Raw genomic sequence first — 22,001 nt, 5'->3', positions numbered from 1 at the left:
GTCCTGCACCTTGCCTAGCCACCCCTTGCGCTCCTAGATGCCCGCTGACCAGGAGGGGTCTTGATGAGCGACAATCTGTATCCGGTGCCGGAAGCCTGGGCGCGCCATGCCCGCGTCGACGCCGCAGCGTATGAACGTCTCCACGCCCAGTCGCTGTCCGATCCGGACGGCTTCTGGCTCGAACAGGCCAGACGGCTCGACTGGATCGTGCCGCCGCAGACGGCCGGCGACTGGTCGTTCGACGAGGCCGATTTCCGCATCCGCTGGTTCGCCGACGGCAAGCTCAACGTCGCCGCCAACTGCCTCGACCGGCATCTGGCCAGCGGCGGCGGCGAGACCGCGATTCTGTGGGAACCGGACGACCCCAAGGAAGAGGCGCGCCGGATCACCTATCTGGAGCTATACGAAGCGGTCTGCCGCTTCGCCAATGTGCTGAAGGCCGAGGGGGTCAAGAAGGGCGACCGCGTCACGGTCTACATGCCGATGATTCCCGAGGCGGCGGTTGCACTGCTCGCCTGCGCGCGGATCGGCGCGATCCATTCGGTGGTGTTCGGCGGCTTTTCTCCGGAAGCTTTGGCCGGCCGCATCGTCGATTGCGAAAGCCGCATCGTCATCACCGCCGACGAAGGCCGGCGTGGTGGCAAGCGCGTCCCCCTGAAGGCGAATGTCGACGCAGCGCAAAAGCACGCACCCGTGCTCGAAAAGGTCATCGTGGTGAAGGCCACCGGCGGCGAGGTGGCGATGCAGCCCGGCCGCGACCTCTGGTATCACGAGGCCGCCGCCAAGGTTTCCGCCGACTGCCCGGCCGAGCCGATGGACGCCGAGGATCCGCTGTTCATCCTCTATACCTCGGGTTCAACCGGCAAGCCCAAGGGCGTGCTGCATTCGAGTGGCGGCTATCTGCTCTGGGCGGCCTATACCCATGAAGTGGTGTTCGATTATCGGCCGGGGCAGGTCTATTGGTGCGCGGCCGATATCGGCTGGGTCACCGGGCACAGCTATATCGTCTATGGCCCGCTGGCGAATGGCGGTACCACGCTGATGTTCGAAGGTGTGCCGACCTGGCCCGATGCCGGCCGGATGTGGCAGGTGGTCGATCGCCACCAGGTCGAGATCCTCTACACCGCCCCCACCGCGCTGCGTGCGCTGATGAAGGAGGGCGATTCCTACGTCACCTCTACCAGCCGGAAATCGCTCAAGCTGCTGGGCTCGGTTGGCGAGCCGATCAACCCGGAGGCGTGGCGCTGGTATCATGACGTGGTGGGCGAGGGGCGCTGCCCGATCGTCGACACCTGGTGGCAGACCGAGACCGGCGGCCACATGATCACCCCGCTGCCCGGCGCGACCGCGCTCAAGCCCGGCTCGGCCTCGATGCCGTTCTTCGGGATCGAGCCGCAGCTGGTCGACGGCGACGGCGCGCTGCTGGAGGGCGCGACCGAGGGCAATCTCGTCATCGCGCGCAGCTGGCCGGGGCAGATGCGCACGGTGTGGGGCGATCACGAGCGCTTCTTCCAGACCTATTTCACCACCTATCGCGGCAAGTATTTCACCGGTGACGGCTGCCGCCGTGACGCCGACGGCTATTACTGGATCACCGGCCGCGTGGACGACGTGATCAACGTCTCGGGCCACCGCATGGGCACCGCCGAGGTGGAGAGCGCACTGGTGCTGCACGACAAGGTGGCCGAGGCCGCCGTGGTCGGCATGCCGCACGACATCAAGGGGCAGGGCATCTACGCCTATGTGACGCTCAACGCCGGCGAGGAAGCCAGCGAAGCGCTGCGCAAGGCACTGCGCGACTGGGTGCGCACCGAGATCGGCCCGATCGCGACGCCCGATGCGATCCAGTTCGCCCCGGGGCTTCCGAAGACGCGATCAGGCAAGATCATGCGGCGCATCCTGCGCAAGATCGCCGAAGGCGATGTGAGCAGCCTGGGCGATACCTCGACACTGGCCGATCCGTCGGTGGTCGACGACCTGGTCGCAAACCGCATATCCTGACCCTCGTTCCGCGCCATGCCCGGCGCTGAATGCCCATGCCCACACTCCCGCTATCCTCGCCGGTTCGGTGCGCGATAGCGGGCGCATGTGGCAGTTTCATCTGTAACAAAATGCCATTGCGAGCGACGGTCCCCCCCGTTACATTCCCGTAATACACATCGAGGTGGGGGTTCCCAACACCATGAAACTACGTCGTTCTTTGTTGCTTGCTAGCGTTGCTGCGCTGCTCGTTTCCGCGCCCGCGCTCGCCCAGACCGGCAAGCCGCGCTACGGCAGCTTTGGCGTGGACCTTACCGCGCAGAAGCCAGGCGTGAAGCCGGGCGACGATTTCTGGACCTACGCCAATGGCGGCTGGGCGGAGCGCACCCAGATTGCGGCCGATCGAACCTCGGCAGGGCCGTTCGTCGACCTCGCCGTCGCGGCCGAAACTAATGTACGAACCCTGCTGGATGAGATGGCCGTGGACCCTGGTGCTTTTGGTGCCAGTGGTAAGCAGATCGGCAACTTCTATGCGAGCTGGATGGACGAGGCGGGCATCGAGGCACGCGGCGCCGGGCCGTTGAAGCCCTATCTCGATCGCATCGCCGGCGTGCAGGACAAGGCTGCATTGCAGGTGCTGTTCGCCAGCAACGGCTATGCCAGCCCGGTCGATGTCGACATCATGCCGGGCTTGGCCGATCCCACCCGGTATACGGCTGCCGTGGGCCAGGGCGGGCTGGGGATGCCGCGTGACTATTTCCTCAATCCGGGCGAGAAGTTCGACGCGTTCCGCAAAGCCTATCGCGCCTATGTGCAGCAGATCCAGGAACTGGCCGGTATTCCGGACGCGGCCGCGAAGGCCGACGCGATCGTCGCGCTCGAAACCGCGATGGCCAAGGTGCAATGGTCGCCCGAGCAGAGCCGTGACATCGCCGCGCTCAACGATCCGCAGACGATCGCGGGTCTGAAGGCCAAGGCGCCGGAGTTCGATTGGGCGCTGATGCTCAAGACCGCGGGCCTCGATAGCTCGCCGCAGATCCTGATGACGCAGAACACGGCCCTGATCGCCCTGGGCAAGATCTTCGCAGAAACGCCGCTGCAGACGTGGAAGGATTATGTCGCCTATCGTTTCGTCAGCGATCACGCGACGTTCCTGCCAAAGGCGTTCGATCAGGCGCGCTTCGATTTCTATTCGAAGACGCTATCGGGCGTGCCGATGCAGCGGGAGCGGTGGAAGCGCGGCGTTCAGCTGGTCAACGGGGCGCTGGGCGAGGCCGTGGGCCAAGCCTATGTCGCGAAATACTACCCGCCGGCAGCCGAAAAGCAGATGGCAGAGCTGATCGAGAATCTGCGCGAAGCCTATCGCGAGCGGATTGCCGCGTCGTCCTGGATGGACGATGCGACGCGCAAGGCGGCGCTTGCCAAGCTGGCAGCGTTCGAGCCGCGGATCGGCCACCCCGAGAAGTATATCGACTATTCGGCGCTGCAGGTGTCGCGTGACGATCTGCTCGGCAACGTGATGCGTTCGGGCGAGTTCCAGCATGAACTGGCACTGTCGCGTTTCCCCAAGCCGGTCGATCGCACCCTGTGGGCGATGACGCCGCAGACCGTGAACGCCTATTACAATCCACTGTCGAACCAGATCACCTTTCCAGCGGCGATCCTGCAACCGCCTTTCTTCGATCCCAACGCCGATCCGGCGGTCAATTACGGGGCGATCGGCGCGGTGATCGGCCATGAGATGGGCCATGGGTTCGACGATCAGGGCAGCATGTTCGGCCCGACCGGCAAGTTCGAGAATTGGTGGACGCCGGCCGCCAAGACGGCGTTCGGTGCCCGCACCAGCGCACTTGCGGATCAGTACAGCAGCTATGAACCGGTGCCGGGGACCAAGATCAACGGCAAGCTGACGCTGGGAGAGAATATCGGCGATCTCGGCGGTGTTGAGGCGTCCTATTCGGCCTATCAGAAGTATCAGGCCAAGCACGGCAAGGCGAAGATGGTCGACGGGCTGAGCGGCGATCAGCGCTTCTTCCTGGCCTATGCCCAGGCCTGGCGGGCGAAGGTTCGCGAAGATGCCCAGCGTCAGGCGCTGCTCACCGATCCGCATTCGCCGGCTACGGCGCGCGTCAACGGAATCGTCCGAAACGTGGATGCCTGGTACAAGGCCTTCGACATCAAGCCGGGCGACAAGCTGTACCTGCCGCCGGAAAAGCGCGTCCATATCTGGTAAGCGCATCCCGTATTTCTACGGAAGCGGCCCGGCGGGAACGCCGGGCCGTTTTGCGTTAAGGAGAAGGGAAAGGAAGGCGGTTGCAGGAAATGCAATCAGTCGGGTTTGGCTTTGCAGTTGCGGAATCACCGTTGGGAAACCAGATGCGCCGCCACGCTGCATTGCAGCATGAAGCCATTTCCGAGGTCCGCGATGTTCTCCCTTATTGCTCTCTATTTCGCCCATCGTCGTCTCGCCGGCGAAGCCGTGCGCGAAGAGATCGATACGCGTGGGGCCGCGGTTGCCGCCAATGAGCAGGACATGGTGCCGCTGCCGCTGGCGGCCTGAACCGGATCGTCCGCCCTTCCACCCCCTCGGGCGGACGTAAGGGGCGCCGCACACCCTCCCATCCTGCTGCGGCGCCCCGTCCCTCTTCTAGCTGCGCTCGTTCCGGGTGCGGGTGCCGGGCGCGGCGGGTTCTGCGAGCGTCGTTTCGCCAGCCAGCGCATGGCCGGCATCGTCCTTGCCGATGGTATCGAGATGCATCAGCCTGGTGATCCACCAGCTGATCGGCATCGCGATCACGCCGATGACGATGATGTACCAGCCGATCGACCAATAGACGTTGAGCACGCGTTCGGGACCGGCGCCTTCGCCGCCGGTCGCCTGTGCGATCTTGGCTGCCAGGAAGTTGCCCGCGGCGGTGGACAGGAACCACGTCCCCATCATCAGCCCCACCATCGAGCCGGTTGACAGCCGCGTCATGCTCGACAGGCCGACCGGCGAGAAGCACAGTTCCGCCGTCGAGTGCAGCAAATAGAGCAGGATCACGAACAGCATCGGCGTCATCGTGCCGTTCTGTCCGGCCCCCAGCACCAGCACGACGAAGCCCAGGCCAACCTGAATCAGGCCGAGCGCGAATTTCAGCGGCGCGCTCGGCTCCAGCCCGCGCTTGCCCAGCTGCACCCACAGGATGCCGAATAGCGGCGCGAGCGTGATGATCCAGAAGCTGTTGACCGACTGGAACCAGGATGCCGGCATTTCCCAGCCGAACAGGTGCCGGTCGACCCGCTGGTCGGTGAACACGTTGAGCGACGAGCCGGCCTGTTCGAACAGCGCCCAGAACAGCGGGCAGAGCGCGATCAGGTACAGCGCGCCGAAGATGCGCATCCGCTCCACCTTCGGCAGGGTGAACAGCGCGCGATAGAAGATGTACAGGAAGGTGATGCCGAAGGTGGCGAGCAGGAGCGTGCCGACCACGCTTTCGTCGCGGATCAGCAGCCACGAAATGCCCACCGCCGCGATCGAGCCGAGGTAGATCAGCCATTCGCGCGACACGCCCAGCGGGGTGCGGGCGGTGAGCAGGGCACGATCCGCCGGCGCGCCGGCATCGTGCAGATCGCCGCGGAACAGCACGAACACAACCAGGCCGAGCAGCATTCCGATGCCCGCTGCGCCGAAGCCCCAGGACCAGCCGACCCGCTCGCCGAGATAGCCGACCAGCAGCGGCCCGGTGAACGCGCCCAGGTTGATCCCCATGTAGAAGATCGAGAAGGCGCCGTCCCGCCGGGCATCGTCGCGGCGATAGAGCTGGCCGACCAGCACCGAGATGTTCGCCTTCAGGAAGCCGGTGCCGACGATGATGCAGGCCAGGCCGGCATAGAAGCCCTGAAGATAGCCGGCCTGCTCGCCGGGCGGCCCTTCGACCAGCGCGATCAGGAGGTGGCCGGTCGCGATGAACACGCCGCCGGCCAGTACTGCCTTGCGCGCGCCGAGATACTTATCCGCCAGATAGCCGCCCAGAACGGGCGTGATATACACCATCGACGTATAGGCGCCGTACACCGCATAGGCGGGATTTTCGGCAAACAGGAAATGCTTCGTCAGGTAGAAGACCAGGATCGCCCGCATCCCATAGTAGGAGAAGCGCTCCCACATCTCGGCGAAAAACAGCATGAACAGGCCGCGCGGGTGCCCAAGAAATGTTTTTGCCGTAGCGGGTACGCCCCCGCCGGTCGCAGTTGTCGCCATGCGGCCGATGCTTCCTTACATTGCAAATGCGGGGCAGTGCCCGCGAAAGCGGGGCAGACTAACGATCCCTGCGCCGCTGTGAAGAGCGGTTGTTGCAGCGGAGACCAGTTGGTAGGGATCCGCCATGACCTTCAACGACCGTACGACGCCGCTTTCGCTGCTCCAGACCCGCCGTTCCGGCAAGCCGCGCGATCTGGCTGCACCGGGGCCAAGCCCGGATCAGCTCGACCAGATTGTGGCGATCGCTGCGCGCACGCCCGACCATGGCAAGCTTTCCCCCTGGCGTTTCGTGATCGTGCCCACCGAAGCGCGCCCGGTGCTGGCGCAGAAGCTGGTGGAAATCCTGCGCGCCGAGAACCCGGATGCGACCGCGCGCGACGAGGAAGCCGCCGCCCAGTTCGCCACCCAGGCGCCCGCGCTGGTGGTGGTGCTTTCGGCGCCGGTGCAGCCGCACAAGATCTCGGTGTGGGAGCAGGAACTGTCTGCCGGTGCGGCCTGCATGAACCTGCTCCATGCCGCCCATGCGATGGGCTTTGCCGGAGGTTGGTTGACCGGCTGGCCGGCCTATTCGGATGCGGTGCGCGATCTGTTCGGCCAGGCGGGGCAGCGCATTGCCGGCTTCGTGTTTCTGGGCACGCCATCCCGCCCGCTGGAGGAACGACCGCGCGGTGAACTGTCCCAGATCCTCCATCGGTGGAATCCCTGACTATGGACTCCCAGGGTATCTGCTGTATTATGCCAGCATGACAGCCCTGGAGCACGAAGACAGCCCGGTATACCTGAAGTTGCGGGCGACGATTGCCGCCGCGATCCTGCGCGGACAGTTCCGTGCGGGGGATCAGCTTCCCTCGGTTCGGGCGCTGGCGGCCGAACATGGCGCCAATCCGCTGACGGTCGCCAAAGCCTATCAGAGTTTCCAGGACGACGGCTATGTCGAGGTACGCCGCGGCGTGGGCATGTTCGTGCTGCCCGGTGCCGTGGAGCGGCTGCGGCTTGCCGAGCGCGAACGTTTCCTGACCGGCCACTGGCCAAGGGTTAAGGATCACATCGCGCTGCTCGGGCTGGACGTTCGCGAACTGCTGGATGGCAGCCACGAAGTCGCCTGAGCCGATGGCCGCCGCCAAGCCAGGATGGAAGCGCACCGTCGGCGGCTGGGCCGTGACGTTTGGCGTTTTCTTCCTGTTCCAGAGCGCGGTGGCGCGGCCTTATTATATTCCGTCGGGGTCGATGATGCCGACGCTGCGCACCGGCGATCGGCTGGTGGCGAGCAAATTCCCGTACGGCTTCTCGCAGGCATCGCTGATGATCCATGGCAAGGATATCGCCGCGCTACGCCTGTTCGGCGGCACTCCGGCGCGCGGTGATATCGTGATTGTCGTGCGCCGCGGCGACGGGGAGGACCTGATCAAGCGCGTGATCGGCCTGCCGGGCGATACACTGGAAGTGCGCCATGGGCGGCTGATCCTGAACGGCAAGGCCGTGCCACGCACGGCCAGGGGGCGGGCGATGATCCCGGTTGATGCCGCATTGCCCTGCGACGAAGGACCGATTGCCGCCTTTCGCCGGAGAGGGCCGGACGGCAAGCTTTATTGCCAGCCGCCGCTGTACCGCGAAACGCTTCCGGGCGGCGTCAGCTATGATGTGATCGATTTGGGGGATACGATCCTGCCGAACGGTTATGTCAGCCCTGGGGATAGCTATGGCCCGATCACGATACCTGCAGGCCATGTTTTCCTGATGGGCGACAATCGTGACCAGTCGGCCGACAGCCGCTTTGCATCGGCGCACAAGGGATTGGGCGGCCCGGTGCCATTGCAGACCATCGCCGGGCGTGCCGAATTCGTGACGCTCAGCTATGACGGGGAGGGAGCATGGCTCAATCCGCTTAGCTATATCACGTCGATCCGCTGGGCTCGGACCGGCACGACCCTACGGCCGGCGCAATGATGCAACTGCAGGGCGACTATGCGCGCGACGGGTATGCGCTCGTGCGGCGGCTATGCGCGCCTGAGACGTGTAACGCGCTGCTGCAGCAGTTGCAGGCTGACATGTTGTCGCAGGGCGCCGTTCGGCGGCTGATGCGACATCCCAACCTCCTGCAGCGGGAGGCGGTGGAAATATACGGATTCCATTATCCCCCGTTGCTCAGCTTCCTCTGGGGCCTGACGCCCAGCATCGCCACCGCGCTGGGGATGGATCTGCTGCCCAGCTACAGCTATTTTCGTATTTATCGCGAAGGGGATGTCTGTCGCGTTCATAGTGATCGCTATGCGTGCGAAGTCAGCCTGTCGTTAACGCTGGATTATAGCGATGGTGTCCCCTGGCCGCTGGAACTGGCGGGTGTGGCGTCGGAACCGTCCGCGCTGGTCGAGGAGGGGTTTGGCGATCAGCCCTACCAGGCGATCGCGATGGAGCCGGGCGATGGTGTTCTCTACCAGGGGGTGAATCGGCGGCATGGGCGCATCACGCCCAATCCCAATGCCTGGTCGGCGCATCTTTTCTGCCACTGGGTACGCCGGGGCGGCGTCTATGCGGACCATGCCTTTGACGGGCAGGCATCGATGACGCGGCCGGTGAACTTCCAGTTGGAAGGCGCGTGACCTGCGGTCGACAGCGCAAGGACCAAGCCGGGCACAATGGCGCCTGAACGCCCGGCCCCTCCCCGGTGTGGGGAAGGGCCTGCGGCCGATCAGGCGCGGGTGCCGGTGATCGGGAAGCTGCCAAATGCCCCGGCGGTGACGGTGCCGGTGAGGGTGTCGCCATTGACGGTGGCTTCGCAGGTCAGGGTCATCGGCATCGGCACCGAAATGTTGAGCGACCAGCTGAGCGTATCCCCGCGCACCTTGCCGTCGGTGATCTCCGCCTGGCCCATTGCGCCATTGAAACTGCCGGTGAAGCTGTCGCCATTGCTGGTGACCGCAAGCACCGCCTGCTGATCGCCCAGCGGCGACTGGGTCACGGTGTTCCAGTTGCCATCCACATTCGCCATTCGCTCTCTCCTGCTCACTTGCCGGCCGGCGGAGACGTCTCCGCCAGCGAGGTCGCCGTCACCACCTCGACAGGGAGGCCGAGGCTGTCAAGCTGCGGGCGAACCTTTGCGGCATCGCCCACCACCACCCAAACGAAGCGATCGACGTCGAGTGCCCCGCGTGCCGCAGCGTCAAGCTGGGCTGCGGTGAGCATGCGATATTTTTGTGCGATCGTATCGTAATAATTGTCCGGCCGGCGGCGCAGGTCGTTCTGCTGCATCGCGCTCAATACCGCGCGGGCGGTTTCGAATCGCCCGGCGAGTTCGCGGGTCGCGCCGTTGATCTCGCGGGTCAGCTCCCCCTCGGTGACCCCCTTGGTGGTCAGGAAATCGCGGACCTGTTCGCGGATGGCACGGATGGAATCGCCAGTCTTGTCCGCCTGCACCGGCGCGCTCACGGTGTAGGGCACGGCATGTTCCATCCAGTTGAAGCCGCCGCCCGCGCCATAGGTCCAGTGCTTGGTCTCGCGCAGGTCCATGTTGATTCGGGAAAGGAAGCCGCCGCCCAGCACCTGGTTGGCGGTGATCGCCACCAGCAGGTCGCCGGTCGGATCGAGCGGCGTCATCTGCCCGGCCGCGATCGTGGATTGCGGCGAATTCGGGCGATCGACCAGCACGATGCGCGGCGTCGCTTGCTGGGGTGCGCTGCCGAATGCCTTGGCGCCGGCCGGGCCTTCGCCCTGCCAATCGCCGAAGCCGGCGTCGAGCGCGGTCTTCACCGCCGCCAGGGGAAGATTGCTGACCACGAAGATCTTGGCCTTGTCCGGCCGAATCCAGGCACGGTGGAAGGCAAGAAGATCGTCCCGCGTCAGCTTCGCCACTGCCGACGGGCTTCCCGCGCCGTTGCCGAGCTTCGCATAGGGATTGGCCGGGCCATAGAGCAGGCCCGGCAGCGCGCGGCCCGCCAGTCCGTTGGGGTCGCTCAATTCGAACTGGATCCCGGTGAGCGTCGTTGCGCGCAGCCGCTCGATCTCGCCGGGGGCGTAGGCCGGATGGCGCACGATATCGGAAAAGAGCTCGACGCCGCCGCCCAGATTTGCGCTCGGTACGCTCAGGCTCAGATAGGTGCGGTCGGCGGAACTGCCCGAGCCGATATTGGCACCCAGCCGTTCCTTTGCTTCGGCGATGGCGATCGAGTCGCGATGGGTGGTGCCTTCGCTCAGCAGGGAAAGTGCGAGATTCTGCGTGCCCGCCTTGCCGTTCGGATCGGCGGTGACGCCGGCGTCGAAACTCATCGCGACCTGCGTCACCGGAATCGATGCCTGCTGCGCGTAGATCAGCTCGATTCCATTGGCGAGCCGGGTGCGCTCGACCTTGGGAAAGTGGATGTCGCGGACCGGGCCCACATCGGGCAAGGGGCCGCGATCGCCCTTGGCAACGGGTTCCTCGGCTGCGGGCTTGGGCGCGGCGACGGCCTGCGCTTCCACATAGGCCTCTCGTTTGCCGGGATCGACCTGGATGGTGAGGGAAGGGCGGGTCAGCCACTTGGCGGCTGCGGCTTTCGCCTTGGCCGGCGTCATCGTCGCGACTGCCTGCAGCTGCTTGTGGAAGAAGCCGGGATCGTTCGAATAGAGCGCCCCCTCGGCCAGGGTGGACGCCTGCGCGCGTGCCGATTCCAGGCCGGAGATGGTCTGCGAGACATTGATGGTGGCAACGCGCTGGACCTCGTCTGCCGTTGGTCCCTTGGCGATGAGATCGGCCAGGATTTCGTCGATCCGCTTGCGAACCAGCGCCGGATCGATGCCGGGCTTTACCATGGCCTGGATCTGGAAGATGCCCACCTGTGCCATCGAGTCGGTTGCGGCGGAGACGTTCACCGCCAGCTTTTCCTTCCGCACCAGCGCATTGTCCAATCGCGAGCTGCCCAGGCCGCCCAATACGCTGCCGAATACGTCCAGCGCCGCGGCATCCGCATCGTTGAGGCCCGGTATCGCCCAGCTGCGCACCACCACGGTCGTCGGCACCGCATCCTTCAGCAGGACGGTCTTGGCGGCGGGAAGGCTGGGGATGCTGACCTCGGGCAGCACGCTTTTCGGTCCCTTGGGGATGCCGCCGAAATATTTCTCCACCAGGGGCTTCGCCTCGGCCGCATCGATATCGCCGGCAAGCACCAGCACGGCGTTGTTGGGCCCGTAGTGATCGCGGAACCAGCCCTTCACATCGGCGAGGCTCGCCTTGTCCAGATCGGCCATCGATCCGATCGGCGTGTGGCCATAGGGATTGCCGGCGAACAGCGTTTCGAACAGCGCATATTGCAGCAGGCCGAAGGGCTGATTGTCACCCTGACGCTTCTCGTTCTGGACGACGCCGCGCTGCTCGTCGAGCACGGCCTGGGTAATCGCCGGGGTTAGCCAGCCCATGCGATCGCTTTCCAGGAACAGCGCGCGTTCCAGCGCCGGCTTGGGCACGGTTTCGAAATAGTTGGTGCGATCGAAGCTCGTCGTGCCGTTGAGATCGGTGGCCCCGACCTGCTTCAGCGGTTCGAAGAAATCGCCGGGTGCGTTCTGCGATCCGTTGAACATCAAATGTTCGAACAGGTGCGCGAAGCCGGTCTTTCCCGCCGGTTCGTGCTTCGAGCCGACATCGTACCAGACCGATACCGCCACCACCGGCGCCTTGCGATCGGTGTGGACGATCACGCGCAGGCCGTTGGCGAGCGTGAACGTCTCATAGGAGAGCTTGACCTGCGCGACCAGCTCGGAGACCGGCGCGGGGCGCGTGGCGGTGGTGGCAGGTGCCTGCTGGGCGATGCCGGGCACGACGGGAACGGTGAGCGCCAGCATTGCAGCGCCGCAGAACAACCGGAACGACTTCATGAAATCGGAATCCCCGTTTGATGATGCGGGCGAGCATAGCCACCCGCGGACGCGCTGCAAGCGCGGCGCGCACGGGGGGCTCCGTCAATCCTCGAACGCAGCCTCCACCCCGTCGGCCGTACGGAAGCGAAAGGCCATGTTGTGGCGATAGACGTCCCCGGCCGCGATCCGCGCCGTGGGAAAGCCCGGCTGGTTGGGGCTGTCCGGAAATTTCTGCGGTTCGACGCACAGGCCGCCGCGCCCCGGATAGGTGCCGCCGCCGGTGCCCGGCGCACCATCGGCGAGGTGATTGCCGGTATAGAACTGCACGCCCGGCTCGGTCGAATGCACGTCCAGTACGCGGCCGGACTCGGGATCGAACAGCGTGGCGATGCGGCGCTCGAACCCGGCGGGGCCGTCGAGCACGAAATTATGGTCATAGCCCTTGCCGAGCGCCAGTTGCGCATTGTCGGCATCGATGTCGCGGCCGATCGGTTTCGGGAGGCGGAAATCGAACGGCGTACCCGCCACCGGTGCAAGGTCTCCGGTCGGGATCAGCGCATCATTCACCGGCGTGATAGCGCCAGCCGGGATCTGCAGAACATGGTCGAGGATCGTCGCGCCGCTCGCCTCACCGACCAGGTTGAAATAGGCATGCTGCGTCAGGTTCACGATGGTTGTGCGATCGGAGGTAGCGGCGAAGCGCACGGCGAGCCCGTCTTCCTCCAGCGCATATGCCACGCGCACGGTTAGATTGCCCGGAAAGCCGTTCCAGCCATGCGGCGTGTCCAGCCGGAAGGTGACGGAGTCGTCGCTCTGTGCCTCCACCGTCCAGAATTGCCGGTCGAACCCGTCCGGCCCCGAATGCAGGCTGTTGCCGCCTTCGTTGGTGGTCAGCTGAAAGGTCTCGCCGTCCAGCGTGAAGCGGCCGCCGGCAATGCGGTTGGCGTATCGCCCCGCCACCGCGCCATAATAGCGCGGCGGCTGGCGGCGATAGTCTTCGAGATCGGCATAGCCGAGCACGACGTTTTCCGATCGCCCGTGGCGATCGGGCACTTCAAGCCGGTGCAGCGTCGCGCCCAGATTCAGGAACTGCGCATGGAAGGCTCCGCGCGCAATGTCGACGACCTCGATCGCGCTCATTGGCCCGGACAGACCGAGTTGGCGGGATCGGAAACGATCTTCGCCTCGGCCAGGGAGAGCGTGAACGGCCCGCTTGCCTGCAGCACGACCGGTGCGCTCACCTTGGTCACATCGATACCGTTCTTCTGGTAGCACTTCAGCAGCACGTTGACCGTCTGCCAGCCGCCCTTGGCAGTGAACAGCCCGGTCGCGTCGATCGTCCCGCTGTTCTTGCCGCCCTCCATCGACAGCCGCACCGAGCCGCTGGGCGCCGTATCGACGCGATAGACGAGGCGCAGCGACAGATCGCCATTGGTCTCGCGGCTGAGGTCGAGGTCGCCGCCGCCGATCCGCAGCGTCGCCGGACCCGCAGGCCAGGCCAGCTGCTGCGCGCCTTCCTGCGTTGCCGGACCATCGACGGTCTTGCGGGTGATGCCGCTGTCGGTCGCGAAGGAGAAGGGCGCGGGGGTGACACCCCTGGCGAAGAAGGTGCTGGTGTTGCCGAGGGACGCATCGACACCCGACACTTCGCTGAGCGCACCGACCGCGCCGGGCTTGGCGTAGCGGAGGCCATAGCCGAAGGCGAACAGCGGGTCATAGCCCGGCTCGCCGTGGTTGAGTGTGAACTGGCCGGCGGTCTTCGGCCAGCTGAACGACAGCGTGCCGGTGAAGTCGCGGCGCGGCTTGCCGGCCTTGTCGCCGATCAGCACGTCGGCCACGCCCCCGCCTTCGCTGCCCGGCAGCCAGGCGGCGACGAACGCATCCGAGGCGTTGAGCTCGGGATTCACCCAGAGCGGGCGGCCCGACAGGAACACCGAGACGACCGGCACGCCCGCCGCCTTCAGCTTCTTGAGCAGCGCCAGTGCCTGTTTGTCGCCCGGCTGGAATTCCAGCGTGCGCACGTCGCCGCGCATCTCGGCATAGGGTTCCTCGCCGAACACGACGATCGCCACGTCCGGCTTCTTGGTGAAGCTGCCGTCGGCCGAGAGCGTCGCCGTGCCGCCACCGGCCTTCAACGCCGCCTGAATGCCCGCGAAGATCGTCTCGCCATTGGGGAACATCGCATTGGGGTTGCCGTCGCCCTGCCAGCTGAGCGTCCAGCCGCCCGACTGCTGCGCCATCGAATCCGCGCCCGGCCCGGCGACCAGCACGTTGGCGCTCGCCTTCACCGGCAGCACGCCGCTGTTCTTCAGCAGCACCAGCGACTTGGCCACCGCCTCGCGGGCGATCGCGCGATGCGCGGGGGAACCGATCAGTTCGGGTTTGGCCTCATAGGGGCGCGCGGCGTTGAACAGGCCCATCTGCACCTTCACGCGCAGGATGCGGCGCACCGCATCGTCCATGCGTGCCATCGGAATGGTCCCGTCCTTCACATGGGCGACGGTGGTTTCGTACAGCCCCTTCCAGCTGTCCGGCGCCATGGCCATGTCCAGCCCGGCGTTGAAGGTCGCGGCGCAATCGGTGGCGGTGCAGCCGGGAATCTGGGCATGGCCGTTCCAGTCGCCGACGACGAAGCCGTCAAAGCCCATGCGGCCCTTCAACACATCGGTGAGCAGCGATTTGTTGCCATGCATCTTGGCGCCGTTCCAGCTGCTGAACGATGCCATCACCGTCATCGCGCCGGCATCGATCGCACCCGGATAGCCGGCATTGTGGATGCGGATCAGCTCTTCTTCGGAAACGCGGGTATCGCCCTGGTCCTGCCCGCCGAAGGTGCCGCCGTCGCCGAGGAAATGCTTGGCGGAGGCCGCGACATAGCCCTTCTGGAAGCGATCCTTGGTGCCCGGCGCGCCCTGAAGGCCCCGGATCATCGCACCGGCATAGCTGCGCACGACCTCGGGTTCTTCGGAATAGCCTTCATAGGCGCGGCCCCAGCGTTCGTCCTGCGGAACCGCCAGCGTCGGGCCAAATGCCCAGTCGATGCCTGCAGACGCCGTTTCTTCGGCGGTCGCGCGCCCGATCTTCTCCATCAGTGCGGGATCGCGCATCGCGCCCAGCCCGACATTGTGCGGAAAGAGCGTCGCGCCGACGATGTTGTTGTTGCCGTGCACCGCATCGATGCCGAACATGATCGGAATCGGCGTATGGTCCACCTTGCGGGCGAGTGCGGCCTTCTGGAACGCCTGCGCCGTTGCCAGCCACGGTCCGCGGGGCGAGCGATCGGGCGCACCGATCGGCGGCGAGCTGCCGCCCGCCAGGATCGATCCGAGCGGATAGATCGCCAGATCCTCGGGCTTGATGCTGCCGATATCGGCCTGGATCATCTGGCCGACCTTTTCCTCCAGCGTCATCTTCGCCAGCAGATCGGTGACGAACGTCTCCGTGGCCGGGTCGATCAGGCCCTGGCTCTTGGCCGCCGGCCACTTCTCGGGATGCGCGGCGGAGGACAGCGTTGTCGGCGCCTGCTGCGCGACGGCGGGCGTGGCGGCAAGGATGGTGGTGGCTAGCAGCAGCGTCAGGCCCTTGGGCATCGTATCTCTCTCCCGTACCGTTTGTGGTAGCGTTACCCGAAAGCGCTGTACGAAGTCTATGACTCGAAGCACAATCGGGCGCGGGGACGCTGCCGGAGCCTTGGATGCGCGCTGCTGTTACCGCAGGCGCGCGTTGACCGCATCCACCGAGCGATCGAGGATGGCATGGCCGGTCCTTCGCAACGCGGTGTCGCCGTCATGTAGCCAGTGGAAATGAAGCACACGCGGAGCGATGTCTTTGTCCGGGGGGAATCGGTCGGCCAGGTGGAGCGGGAAATTGTCCTCAATCGGCAATGCGTCAACGTCCAGGCCTAGATCGAGCATCGCCATGGCGAACGAGATCTGATCGATATTGTGGCTATAGCCTCCCAGGAAAGCCCGTTCATTATATAGCGTCTCTGCGTGCCGCCGCCATGCGGCGGCGATCGCCGGGGCCAGTATAGAGGGCAGCAAGTACAGGCCTCCGTTGCAATTCGATGCCCAAGTGCTTGCCGCGTCGCAACTGGTGGATACGATCGGCTGCATACCGTGCAGGCCGCAGACGTCGCGCGCTTGCTCCAGCAGTGCAATCGGCGGGTTGGGCAGATCCACCGGCTTCGCCCGCACGGTCGTGGAGCTCGCCACGGTTTCCAGGCTTTCCAGAAAGGCGAGATCGGTGTCGCACAGGGCGATGCAATCCGCACGGTCCAGCGGTAGCGCGCTCAACTGGACCAGCTTGTTACAATAGGTGCCATCGAGAAAGGGCTGAAGATCGTGCAGCACGATGCCATAGGCGGCCAGCATCGTGACCAGCCCGTCCCGTGCGCGCGCGGCAGGCGTTACATGCGCATGGATGGATCCGGCGGGCACGCCAGTTGCCAGCAAGCTTTTCAGAAAGATCCGCGCCTGCTGCTCGAATTTGGGCGCCCCGTCGACGATGAAGGAGTATAACAGGCGTGTCACTGCAAGCTTCTCTTAGAAACAACCTTATGTACCCGATGACAGATAATACCAAATCCTATGGGTGCAGATTCCACCTTGTTTCAGTTTCCCTGCGGCAGTCGCAGGTGCACCGAAAGCCGCGTTTACGGAAGGGGCCTGCCCTGCTTCGTCAGCAGCCTTGGTATATGGTGCGGGAAGTCGGGATGCCGGTGTGTGCGTCGATCAGCTGATATCGAGATTATAGAGGCGCGCAAACGCGGCGACGCTTTCTGCCGAGAGCGCGTGAATCCGTTGGATGGTTTCTGGCGCCAGCTGCAGGGGGCGCCTATAGCCATCGGCGAGACGGTCGAGCTTCTCGATGAGGCCGACCGCCTGCCATTTCTCGTCCACCCCTAGCGTGCGTTGGTTGATTTGCCGCAACAGCGATACGCCCCATTCGCCGACGGAACGATTTTCCGCCGGCATGTCGGGCGCGAGGTCGGTGATCCCCAATGCCTCCAGCATGTTCGCCACCGTGTTCCCGGTGTATCGGAATGGCCGCACCTTGCCGGCGCCCAGCACGGCTTCGACGGTGCGGATGTAGCCGATATAGTCGAGATGCAGGGAAAATCGGGGTTCGTCCAATAGCGCGTCGATGCTGGCATCGAGCCCATAGCACGGTCCGAGTCCGCGCGGATTTTTCAGCATCTGAACGTAGAAGCTGCGCGTGAATGCCACCGGCTCGCGAAAAAAGGCCCAGAGTTCGAGCTCTGCCCGTGCGGCAAGCAGGTGCAGCGCTTCCAACCCTGCGGGCGAGAAATCCCACCAGCGGTGGAACAGCCCTTCGGAAGACAACAGAACAGTATGCGTATCCGGCCGTGCCTCCTGAAGGGCGGCGTGGAGCCTTTCGGTGAAGGGGGCGGGATTTTCGCCCATCAGGTCTCGAATCATCCATTGATGCTTCGGTTCGAATAGGTCGGTGATACCTGTTTTGGGGTACAGCACGCCGCGGTCGAGCAGTGCGTCGCGATGGTTGTGGAGAAAAACCTGCAGGGATGAGGTCCCGGTCTTGGGCGTACCGGCGTGCAGGATGATCTTCAGCGCAAACTTCCTTGTTTTCGGTGTTCCGATAGTGATCGGGCTACGACCCTATCGCGATCGCCCGAACTCCGCTAGCCGTCCCTTTCGGACGAAATGAGAGCTTCCTATGGCGGACCTGGAACAAATCGTCAGCGAACGCGATGGCCACAGGGCGGTATTCAACGGTTCCTGGTATCGGGGACCGCACACCAATTTCATCGCATCGAAGGAGGAGATCGAATATAGCGCGGCCGGCGTCGACCGATGGATCATGCATGGCTGGTCACCGCCACAACCCTTCATTCGCCCGGATACCCGGCTGACGGCTTTCGGCAGCTGTTTTGCTGGCTATATAACCAAATACCTCATGGAAAAGGGGTATGATGTGGGTGGGGGGCATTTGTCCAACCAATCGCACATCATCCGATTCGGAGAGGGAATGGTGAATAGCTTCACCATTCTCCAGCAGTTCGAATGGGCAATGGAGGGCAAGGAGTTCCCGGAGAATCTTTGGTTTTCCGAGGGCAAGGAAATTGCTTCGATCGATCCGGCGGTGCGAGCGGAAACGCGAGGCGTCATCCTCGGAACCGATCTATTCATCATCACGCTCGGACTGTCCGAAATCTGGTACGACAAGCGGACGGGGGACGCCCTTTGGCGGGGCGTGCCGGCATATCTGTTCGACGAGAAGATCCACGGTTTTCGGATATCCTCGCATCAGGAAAACCTCGATAATCTGCGGCGCATTTGTGCGATCATCCACACTGCGAAACCCAACGCCCGGATCATCTTCACGGTGTCGCCGATACCATTGATGGCCACTTTTCGTCCCATCTCCTGCATGACGGCCAATTCCGTATCCAAAAGCATTCTACGCTCGGCGGTTGATGAAATGCTCCGGGAAAGCAATGACGAAAGAATATCATATTTCCCATCGTTCGAGATCGTGAAGGACTTCTTCGTTGATCCATTCGAGCGCGACAATCGGCATCCGAAACCCGAGATTGTCGACTTCATCATGAAGACGTTCGAGCGTCATTTCTGCTGTCCCTGACAAATTGGTGCTGGCGTTGCCGCTTCCTGTGCGGAATGCTGGGTGAAGACCTAAGGGAAAACGAGCGGAGGTGCAGCGCTATGGGCGATCGGGCAATCTTCATCACCGGCGGCGCATCGGGCATCGGCCAGGCAGTGGCGCAGCTGTTCGCGGCGCGCGGCTGGCGGGTCGGGCTCGCCGATGTGAATGCCGCCGGGCTGGCGACGACGCAGGCGATGCTGCCCGAGGGCATGGCGACGACACACCTGCTTGACGTGCGGGATCGCGATCAATGGGTGGCGGCGCTCGCGGATTTCGCGGAGGCCAGCGGCGGACGGCTGGACGTGCTGTTCAACAATGCCGGCATCGGCACCAGCGGCCCCTTCGCCAGCGCCGATCCCGCCGAGCTGGAGCGGTGCATCGCGGTGAACTTCACCGGTGTGGTCCACGGCGCGCATACCGCCTTCCCGCTGCTTTCCGCGACACCCGGATCGGTGATGCTGATCACCAGCTCGGCAGCGGGCATCTATGGCACGGCGGGCGCCGCGATCTACGCCGCCACCAAATTCGCCGTGCGCGGGCTGGCCGAATCGCTCGACGGCGAATGGGCGCCCGCGGGTGTGCAGGTGCGCACGCTGATGCCGGCCTTCATCGATACCCCCTTGCTCGATCAGCCGAGTGGCGGATCGAACCAGGTGATCCGCGAACGGGTGCAGCGGGCGGGGCTGGAGATTTCGCCGGTGGGCGATGTAGCTGAAGCGGCATGGCAGGCGGTGCACGGCCATGTGCTCCACACCCGCGTGGGGAAGACTGCGCGCAAACTATGGTTCGCCGCGCGGTGGATGCCGGGGGCGCTTCGCAAGCGGGCGCAACGGAGCCGGCCGGAGCGGCGCTGAGGAAGGCTACGCAACTATCCCAATAGGGCGCGAGCGTCTGAAGGGTCATGCCGATCCCATTGTCCAAACAGGAGCGATCGATGTCCAAGACGATGAAAGCTGCCGTGGTCCGCGAATTCGGCAAGCCGCTCGTGATCGAGGAGGTGGCGGTGCCGGAGGTCGGCCCCGGCCAGATCCTGGTCCGCATCGCCGCCAGCGGCGTGTGCCATACCGATCTCCACGCTGCCGAGGGCGACTGGCCGGTACGCCCCAAGCCGCCCTTCATCCCTGGCCATGAAGGCGTCGGCCATGTCGCGGCGGTGGGTGCGGGCGTCAGCCATGTGAAGGAAGGCGATCGCGTGGGCGTGCCGTGGCTGTACAGCGCCTGCGGCCATTGCCCCCATTGCCTGGGTGGCTGGGAAACGTTGTGCGAAAGCCAGCAGAATACCGGCTACTCGGTGAATGGCGGCTTTGCCGATTATGTGCTGGCCGATCCCAACTATGTCGGCATCCTGCCGGACAATATCGGCTTCGTGGAGATCGCGCCGATCCTGTGCGCGGGCGTAACCGTGTACAAGGGGCTGAAGGTCACCGACACCAAGCCGGGCGACTGGGTGGTCATTTCCGGTATCGGCGGGCTAGGTCATATGGCGGTGCAATATGCCAAGGCGATGGGGCTGAACGTTATCGCCGTCGATATCGACGATGCCAAGCTGGCGCTGGCGAAGCGGTTGGGCGCCGAACTGACCGTGAATGCGCTGCACGAGGATCCTGCCCGCTTCGTGCGCAAGGCCGTGGGCGGTGCGCGCGGCGTGCTGGTGACGGCGGTGTCGACCAAGGCGTTCCAGCAGGCGCTGGGCATGGTCGGGCGCGGCGGCACCGTCTCGCTCAACGGCCTGCCGCCCGGCGATTTCCCGCTCTCGATCTTCAACACGGTGCTGAACGGTATCACCGTGCGCGGATCGATCGTCGGCACGCGGCTCGACCTGCAGGAGGCATTGGATTTCGCCGGCCAGGGCAAGGTCCGCGCGACGGTGGCGACCGAGAAGCTCGAGAACGTCAACGCCGTGTTCGATCGGATGCGCAAGGGCGAGATCGAGGGGCGTATCGTGCTCGACATGGCCTGAGGCGCCATCGACAGGGGCGGCGGCGGTTCCTAAGCTGCCGCCCATGCAGGACAATATCCGGGTCGAGCGGCCGAGCTTCGTCACCCATCTCGAATGCTCGATGACGGGCGAGACCTATGCGGCGGACCAGCTGCACCAGCTCTCGCGCGTCGGGCGGCCGTTGCTGGTCCGCTACGATCTGGCGGGCGCCGGCGCGGCGCTCACCCGCGATGCGCTGGCAGCGCGGCCGACCGATCTGTGGCGCTGGCGCGAGCTGCTCCCGGTGCGGCGGGCAGGGAACATCGTCTCGCTGGGCGAGATCGAGACGCCGCTGATCGCCATCCCCAAGTCCGGCGGTCCCGGCGCGATCGTCAAGGATGAGGGGCGGCTGCCGACCGGCTCGTTCAAGGCACGCGGGCTGGTGATGGCGGTGAGCATGGCGCGCGAACTGGGCGTCACCCGTATCGCCATGCCGACCAATGGCAATGCCGGCGCCGCACTCGCCGCCTATGCCGCGCGCTGCGGCATCGAAACGGTGATCCTCTGTCCGGAAGAGACCCCGGAAGTGAATGTCCGCGAGATCGCCGCGCAGGGCGCGCGGGTCTACCGGGTCAACGGCCAGATCGACGAATGCGGCGCGATCGTCGGGCGCGGCGCCGCCGAGGGGCGCTGGTTCGATTTCTCGACGCTCAAGGAGCCCTATCGGATCGAGGGCAAGAAGACGATGGGGCTGGAACTCGCCGCCCAGTGCGGCTGGGAGCTGCCTGACGCGATCTTCTACCCCACCGGCGGCGGTACCGGGTTGATCGGCATGTGGAAGGCGTTCGACGAGCTGGAGCGGCTCGGCTGGATCGGATCGAAGCGGCCGCGCATGTATGCGGTGCAGGCTTCGGGCTGCGCGCCGATCGTCCGCGCCTATGAGGCGGGCGAGGAACATGCCGAGCGTTGGGAGAATGCCGCGACGGTTGCGGCGGGCATCCGCGTGCCGCGCGCGGTGGGCGACTTCCTGATCCTGCGCGCGGTGCGCGAGAGCGGCGGGCGCGCGCTGGCGGTGGGCGATCCGGCGATCCTTCAGGCGGTGGACGCGTGCGCGCGCAAGGACGGGCTGCTGCTCTGTCCGGAGGGTGGCGCGACGCTGGCAGCCTATCACCAGGCGATGCGCGACGGGCTGGTCGATCCGGAGGAGCGCACCGTGCTGTTCAACTGCGCAACGGGATTGAAATATCCGTTGCCGGAGGCGGGGGCGTGGCTGGACAAGGATGCGGTGGGGGATTTGGGGGCGCTGTGATGGCTCGCGCCCATTAGGTGAGTCGCCTACCTCCCCCTCCGACCCGCTGCGCGGGCCACCTCCCCCTGGCGGGGGAGGAT

At 65.0% G+C, this 22,001-nt stretch carries 18 protein-coding genes; 11 read left to right on the top strand and 7 right to left on the bottom strand.

The features are described 5' to 3' along the window. The first annotated feature begins 63 nt into the window (after positions 1-63). The 3 genes from acs (at position 64) to DD559_RS20295 (ending at position 4,540) form a co-directional block, all read left to right on the top strand. Positions 64-2,001, top strand: coding sequence for an acetate--CoA ligase (gene acs / locus DD559_RS11990; protein ID WP_116469383.1), 1,938 nt, complete (start codon positions 64-66; stop codon positions 1,999-2,001). Between the two features lie 181 nt (positions 2,002-2,182). Further along, positions 2,183-4,213 carry a M13 family metallopeptidase gene (locus tag DD559_RS11985; protein WP_116469382.1) on the top strand — a complete coding sequence of 677 codons (2,031 nt, stop codon included), beginning with the start codon at positions 2,183-2,185 and terminating at the stop codon, positions 4,211-4,213. 192 nt (positions 4,214-4,405) lie between these two features. Next, the gene (locus tag DD559_RS20295) at positions 4,406-4,540 is read left to right on the top strand and encodes a hypothetical protein (RefSeq protein WP_276308184.1); all 135 of its coding nucleotides are present in this window, start codon (positions 4,406-4,408) and stop codon (positions 4,538-4,540) included. Between the two features lie 87 nt (positions 4,541-4,627). On the opposite strand, the gene DD559_RS11980 is transcribed toward DD559_RS20295, so the two are convergent. Then, positions 4,628-6,223: a peptide MFS transporter gene (locus DD559_RS11980; protein WP_116469381.1), complete on the bottom strand. Its 1,596-nt coding sequence runs from the start codon at positions 6,221-6,223 to the stop codon at positions 4,628-4,630. A gap of 124 nt (positions 6,224-6,347) precedes the next feature. Here DD559_RS11980 and DD559_RS11975 point away from each other — a divergent pair, with 124 nt between their 5' ends. Genes DD559_RS11975 through DD559_RS11960 form a run of 4 tightly spaced genes read left to right on the top strand, consistent with a single transcriptional unit; the run spans position 6,348 to position 8,823 of the window. Beyond that, on the top strand, positions 6,348-6,929 hold the full coding sequence (locus DD559_RS11975; protein ID WP_116469380.1) for a nitroreductase family protein: 582 nt from the start codon (positions 6,348-6,350) through the stop codon (positions 6,927-6,929). A gap of 37 nt (positions 6,930-6,966) precedes the next feature. After that, positions 6,967-7,329: a GntR family transcriptional regulator gene (locus DD559_RS11970; protein WP_116469379.1), complete on the top strand. Its 363-nt coding sequence runs from the start codon at positions 6,967-6,969 to the stop codon at positions 7,327-7,329. Continuing rightward, the gene (lepB, locus tag DD559_RS11965) at positions 7,307-8,170 is read left to right on the top strand and encodes a signal peptidase I (RefSeq protein WP_240610226.1); all 864 of its coding nucleotides are present in this window, start codon (positions 7,307-7,309) and stop codon (positions 8,168-8,170) included. The genes DD559_RS11970 and lepB overlap by 23 nt, the downstream gene beginning before the upstream one ends. After that, on the top strand, positions 8,167-8,823 hold the full coding sequence (locus DD559_RS11960) for a hypothetical protein (RefSeq protein WP_240610225.1): 657 nt from the start codon (positions 8,167-8,169) through the stop codon (positions 8,821-8,823). The genes lepB and DD559_RS11960 overlap by 4 nt, the downstream gene beginning before the upstream one ends. An 89-nt stretch (positions 8,824-8,912) precedes the next feature. Here the strand turns inward: DD559_RS11960 and DD559_RS11955 are convergent, their stop codons facing one another. The 6 genes from DD559_RS11955 to DD559_RS11930 form a co-directional block, all read right to left on the bottom strand. Further along, a complete protein-coding gene (locus tag DD559_RS11955) occupies positions 8,913-9,212 on the bottom strand; it encodes a hypothetical protein (RefSeq protein ID WP_116469378.1) in 300 nt (99 codons plus the stop codon). A gap of 14 nt (positions 9,213-9,226) precedes the next feature. Continuing rightward, positions 9,227-12,067, bottom strand: coding sequence for a M16 family metallopeptidase (locus tag DD559_RS11950; RefSeq protein WP_116469377.1), 2,841 nt, complete (start codon positions 12,065-12,067; stop codon positions 9,227-9,229). Between the two features lie 84 nt (positions 12,068-12,151). After that, the gene (locus DD559_RS11945) at positions 12,152-13,189 is read right to left on the bottom strand and encodes an aldose epimerase family protein (RefSeq protein ID WP_116469376.1); all 1,038 of its coding nucleotides are present in this window, start codon (positions 13,187-13,189) and stop codon (positions 12,152-12,154) included. Next, positions 13,186-15,639: a glycoside hydrolase family 3 protein gene (locus DD559_RS11940; RefSeq protein ID WP_116469375.1), complete on the bottom strand. Its 2,454-nt coding sequence runs from the start codon at positions 15,637-15,639 to the stop codon at positions 13,186-13,188. The genes DD559_RS11945 and DD559_RS11940 overlap by 4 nt, the downstream gene beginning before the upstream one ends. 117 nt (positions 15,640-15,756) lie before the next feature. Beyond that, positions 15,757-16,581: a hypothetical protein gene (locus DD559_RS11935; protein WP_116469374.1), complete on the bottom strand. Its 825-nt coding sequence runs from the start codon at positions 16,579-16,581 to the stop codon at positions 15,757-15,759. Positions 16,582-16,782: 201 nt separating this feature from the next. After that, positions 16,783-17,544 carry a hypothetical protein gene (locus DD559_RS11930; RefSeq protein WP_165831081.1) on the bottom strand — a complete coding sequence of 254 codons (762 nt, stop codon included), beginning with the start codon at positions 17,542-17,544 and terminating at the stop codon, positions 16,783-16,785. 202 nt (positions 17,545-17,746) lie between these two features. Here DD559_RS11930 and DD559_RS11925 point away from each other — a divergent pair, with 202 nt between their 5' ends. The 4 genes from DD559_RS11925 (at position 17,747) to DD559_RS11910 (ending at position 21,921) form a co-directional block, all read left to right on the top strand. Beyond that, a complete protein-coding gene (locus DD559_RS11925) occupies positions 17,747-18,673 on the top strand; it encodes a GSCFA domain-containing protein (RefSeq protein ID WP_116469372.1) in 927 nt (308 codons plus the stop codon). Between the two features lie 80 nt (positions 18,674-18,753). Further along, complete coding sequence (locus DD559_RS11920) at positions 18,754-19,548, top strand: SDR family oxidoreductase (protein WP_116469371.1); 795 nt, start codon at positions 18,754-18,756, stop codon at positions 19,546-19,548. An 80-nt stretch (positions 19,549-19,628) separates the two neighbouring features. Next, a complete protein-coding gene (gene adhP / locus DD559_RS11915) occupies positions 19,629-20,654 on the top strand; it encodes an alcohol dehydrogenase AdhP (protein ID WP_116469370.1) in 1,026 nt (341 codons plus the stop codon). Between the two features lie 43 nt (positions 20,655-20,697). Then, entirely contained in the window at positions 20,698-21,921 is a 1,224-nt protein-coding gene (locus tag DD559_RS11910) for a threonine synthase (protein ID WP_116469369.1), read from the top strand. The last annotated feature ends 80 nt before the right edge of the window (positions 21,922-22,001 follow it).

The organism is Sphingomonas pokkalii (assembly GCF_003096275.1).
GTDB classification, from domain to species: domain Bacteria; phylum Pseudomonadota; class Alphaproteobacteria; order Sphingomonadales; family Sphingomonadaceae; genus Sphingomonas; species Sphingomonas pokkalii.
Note: the sequence above shows the minus strand (reverse complement) of the source record. Positions and strands in the feature narration are given on the sequence as shown.

Bases quoted from the DNA above. Each gene is read 5' to 3' on its own strand.
- acs (WP_116469383.1), top strand. From the start codon at position 64: ATGAGCGACAATCTGTATCCGGTGCCGGAAGCCTGGGCGCGCCATGCC.
- DD559_RS11985 (WP_116469382.1), top strand. From the start codon at position 2,183: ATGAAACTACGTCGTTCTTTGTTGCTTGCTAGCGTTGCTGCGCTGCTC.
- DD559_RS20295 (WP_276308184.1), top strand. From the start codon at position 4,406: ATGTTCTCCCTTATTGCTCTCTATTTCGCCCATCGTCGTCTCGCCGGC.
- DD559_RS11980 (WP_116469381.1), bottom strand. From the start codon at position 6,223: ATGGCGACAACTGCGACCGGCGGGGGCGTACCCGCTACGGCAAAAACA.
- DD559_RS11975 (WP_116469380.1), top strand. From the start codon at position 6,348: ATGACCTTCAACGACCGTACGACGCCGCTTTCGCTGCTCCAGACCCGC.
- DD559_RS11970 (WP_116469379.1), top strand. From the start codon at position 6,967: ATGACAGCCCTGGAGCACGAAGACAGCCCGGTATACCTGAAGTTGCGG.
- lepB (WP_240610226.1), top strand. From the start codon at position 7,307: ATGGCAGCCACGAAGTCGCCTGAGCCGATGGCCGCCGCCAAGCCAGGA.
- DD559_RS11960 (WP_240610225.1), top strand. From the start codon at position 8,167: ATGATGCAACTGCAGGGCGACTATGCGCGCGACGGGTATGCGCTCGTG.
- DD559_RS11955 (WP_116469378.1), bottom strand. From the start codon at position 9,212: ATGGCGAATGTGGATGGCAACTGGAACACCGTGACCCAGTCGCCGCTG.
- DD559_RS11950 (WP_116469377.1), bottom strand. From the start codon at position 12,067: ATGAAGTCGTTCCGGTTGTTCTGCGGCGCTGCAATGCTGGCGCTCACC.
- DD559_RS11945 (WP_116469376.1), bottom strand. From the start codon at position 13,189: ATGAGCGCGATCGAGGTCGTCGACATTGCGCGCGGAGCCTTCCATGCG.
- DD559_RS11940 (WP_116469375.1), bottom strand. From the start codon at position 15,639: ATGCCCAAGGGCCTGACGCTGCTGCTAGCCACCACCATCCTTGCCGCC.
- DD559_RS11925 (WP_116469372.1), top strand. From the start codon at position 17,747: ATGGCGGACCTGGAACAAATCGTCAGCGAACGCGATGGCCACAGGGCG.
- DD559_RS11920 (WP_116469371.1), top strand. From the start codon at position 18,754: ATGGGCGATCGGGCAATCTTCATCACCGGCGGCGCATCGGGCATCGGC.
- adhP (WP_116469370.1), top strand. From the start codon at position 19,629: ATGTCCAAGACGATGAAAGCTGCCGTGGTCCGCGAATTCGGCAAGCCG.
- DD559_RS11910 (WP_116469369.1), top strand. From the start codon at position 20,698: ATGCAGGACAATATCCGGGTCGAGCGGCCGAGCTTCGTCACCCATCTC.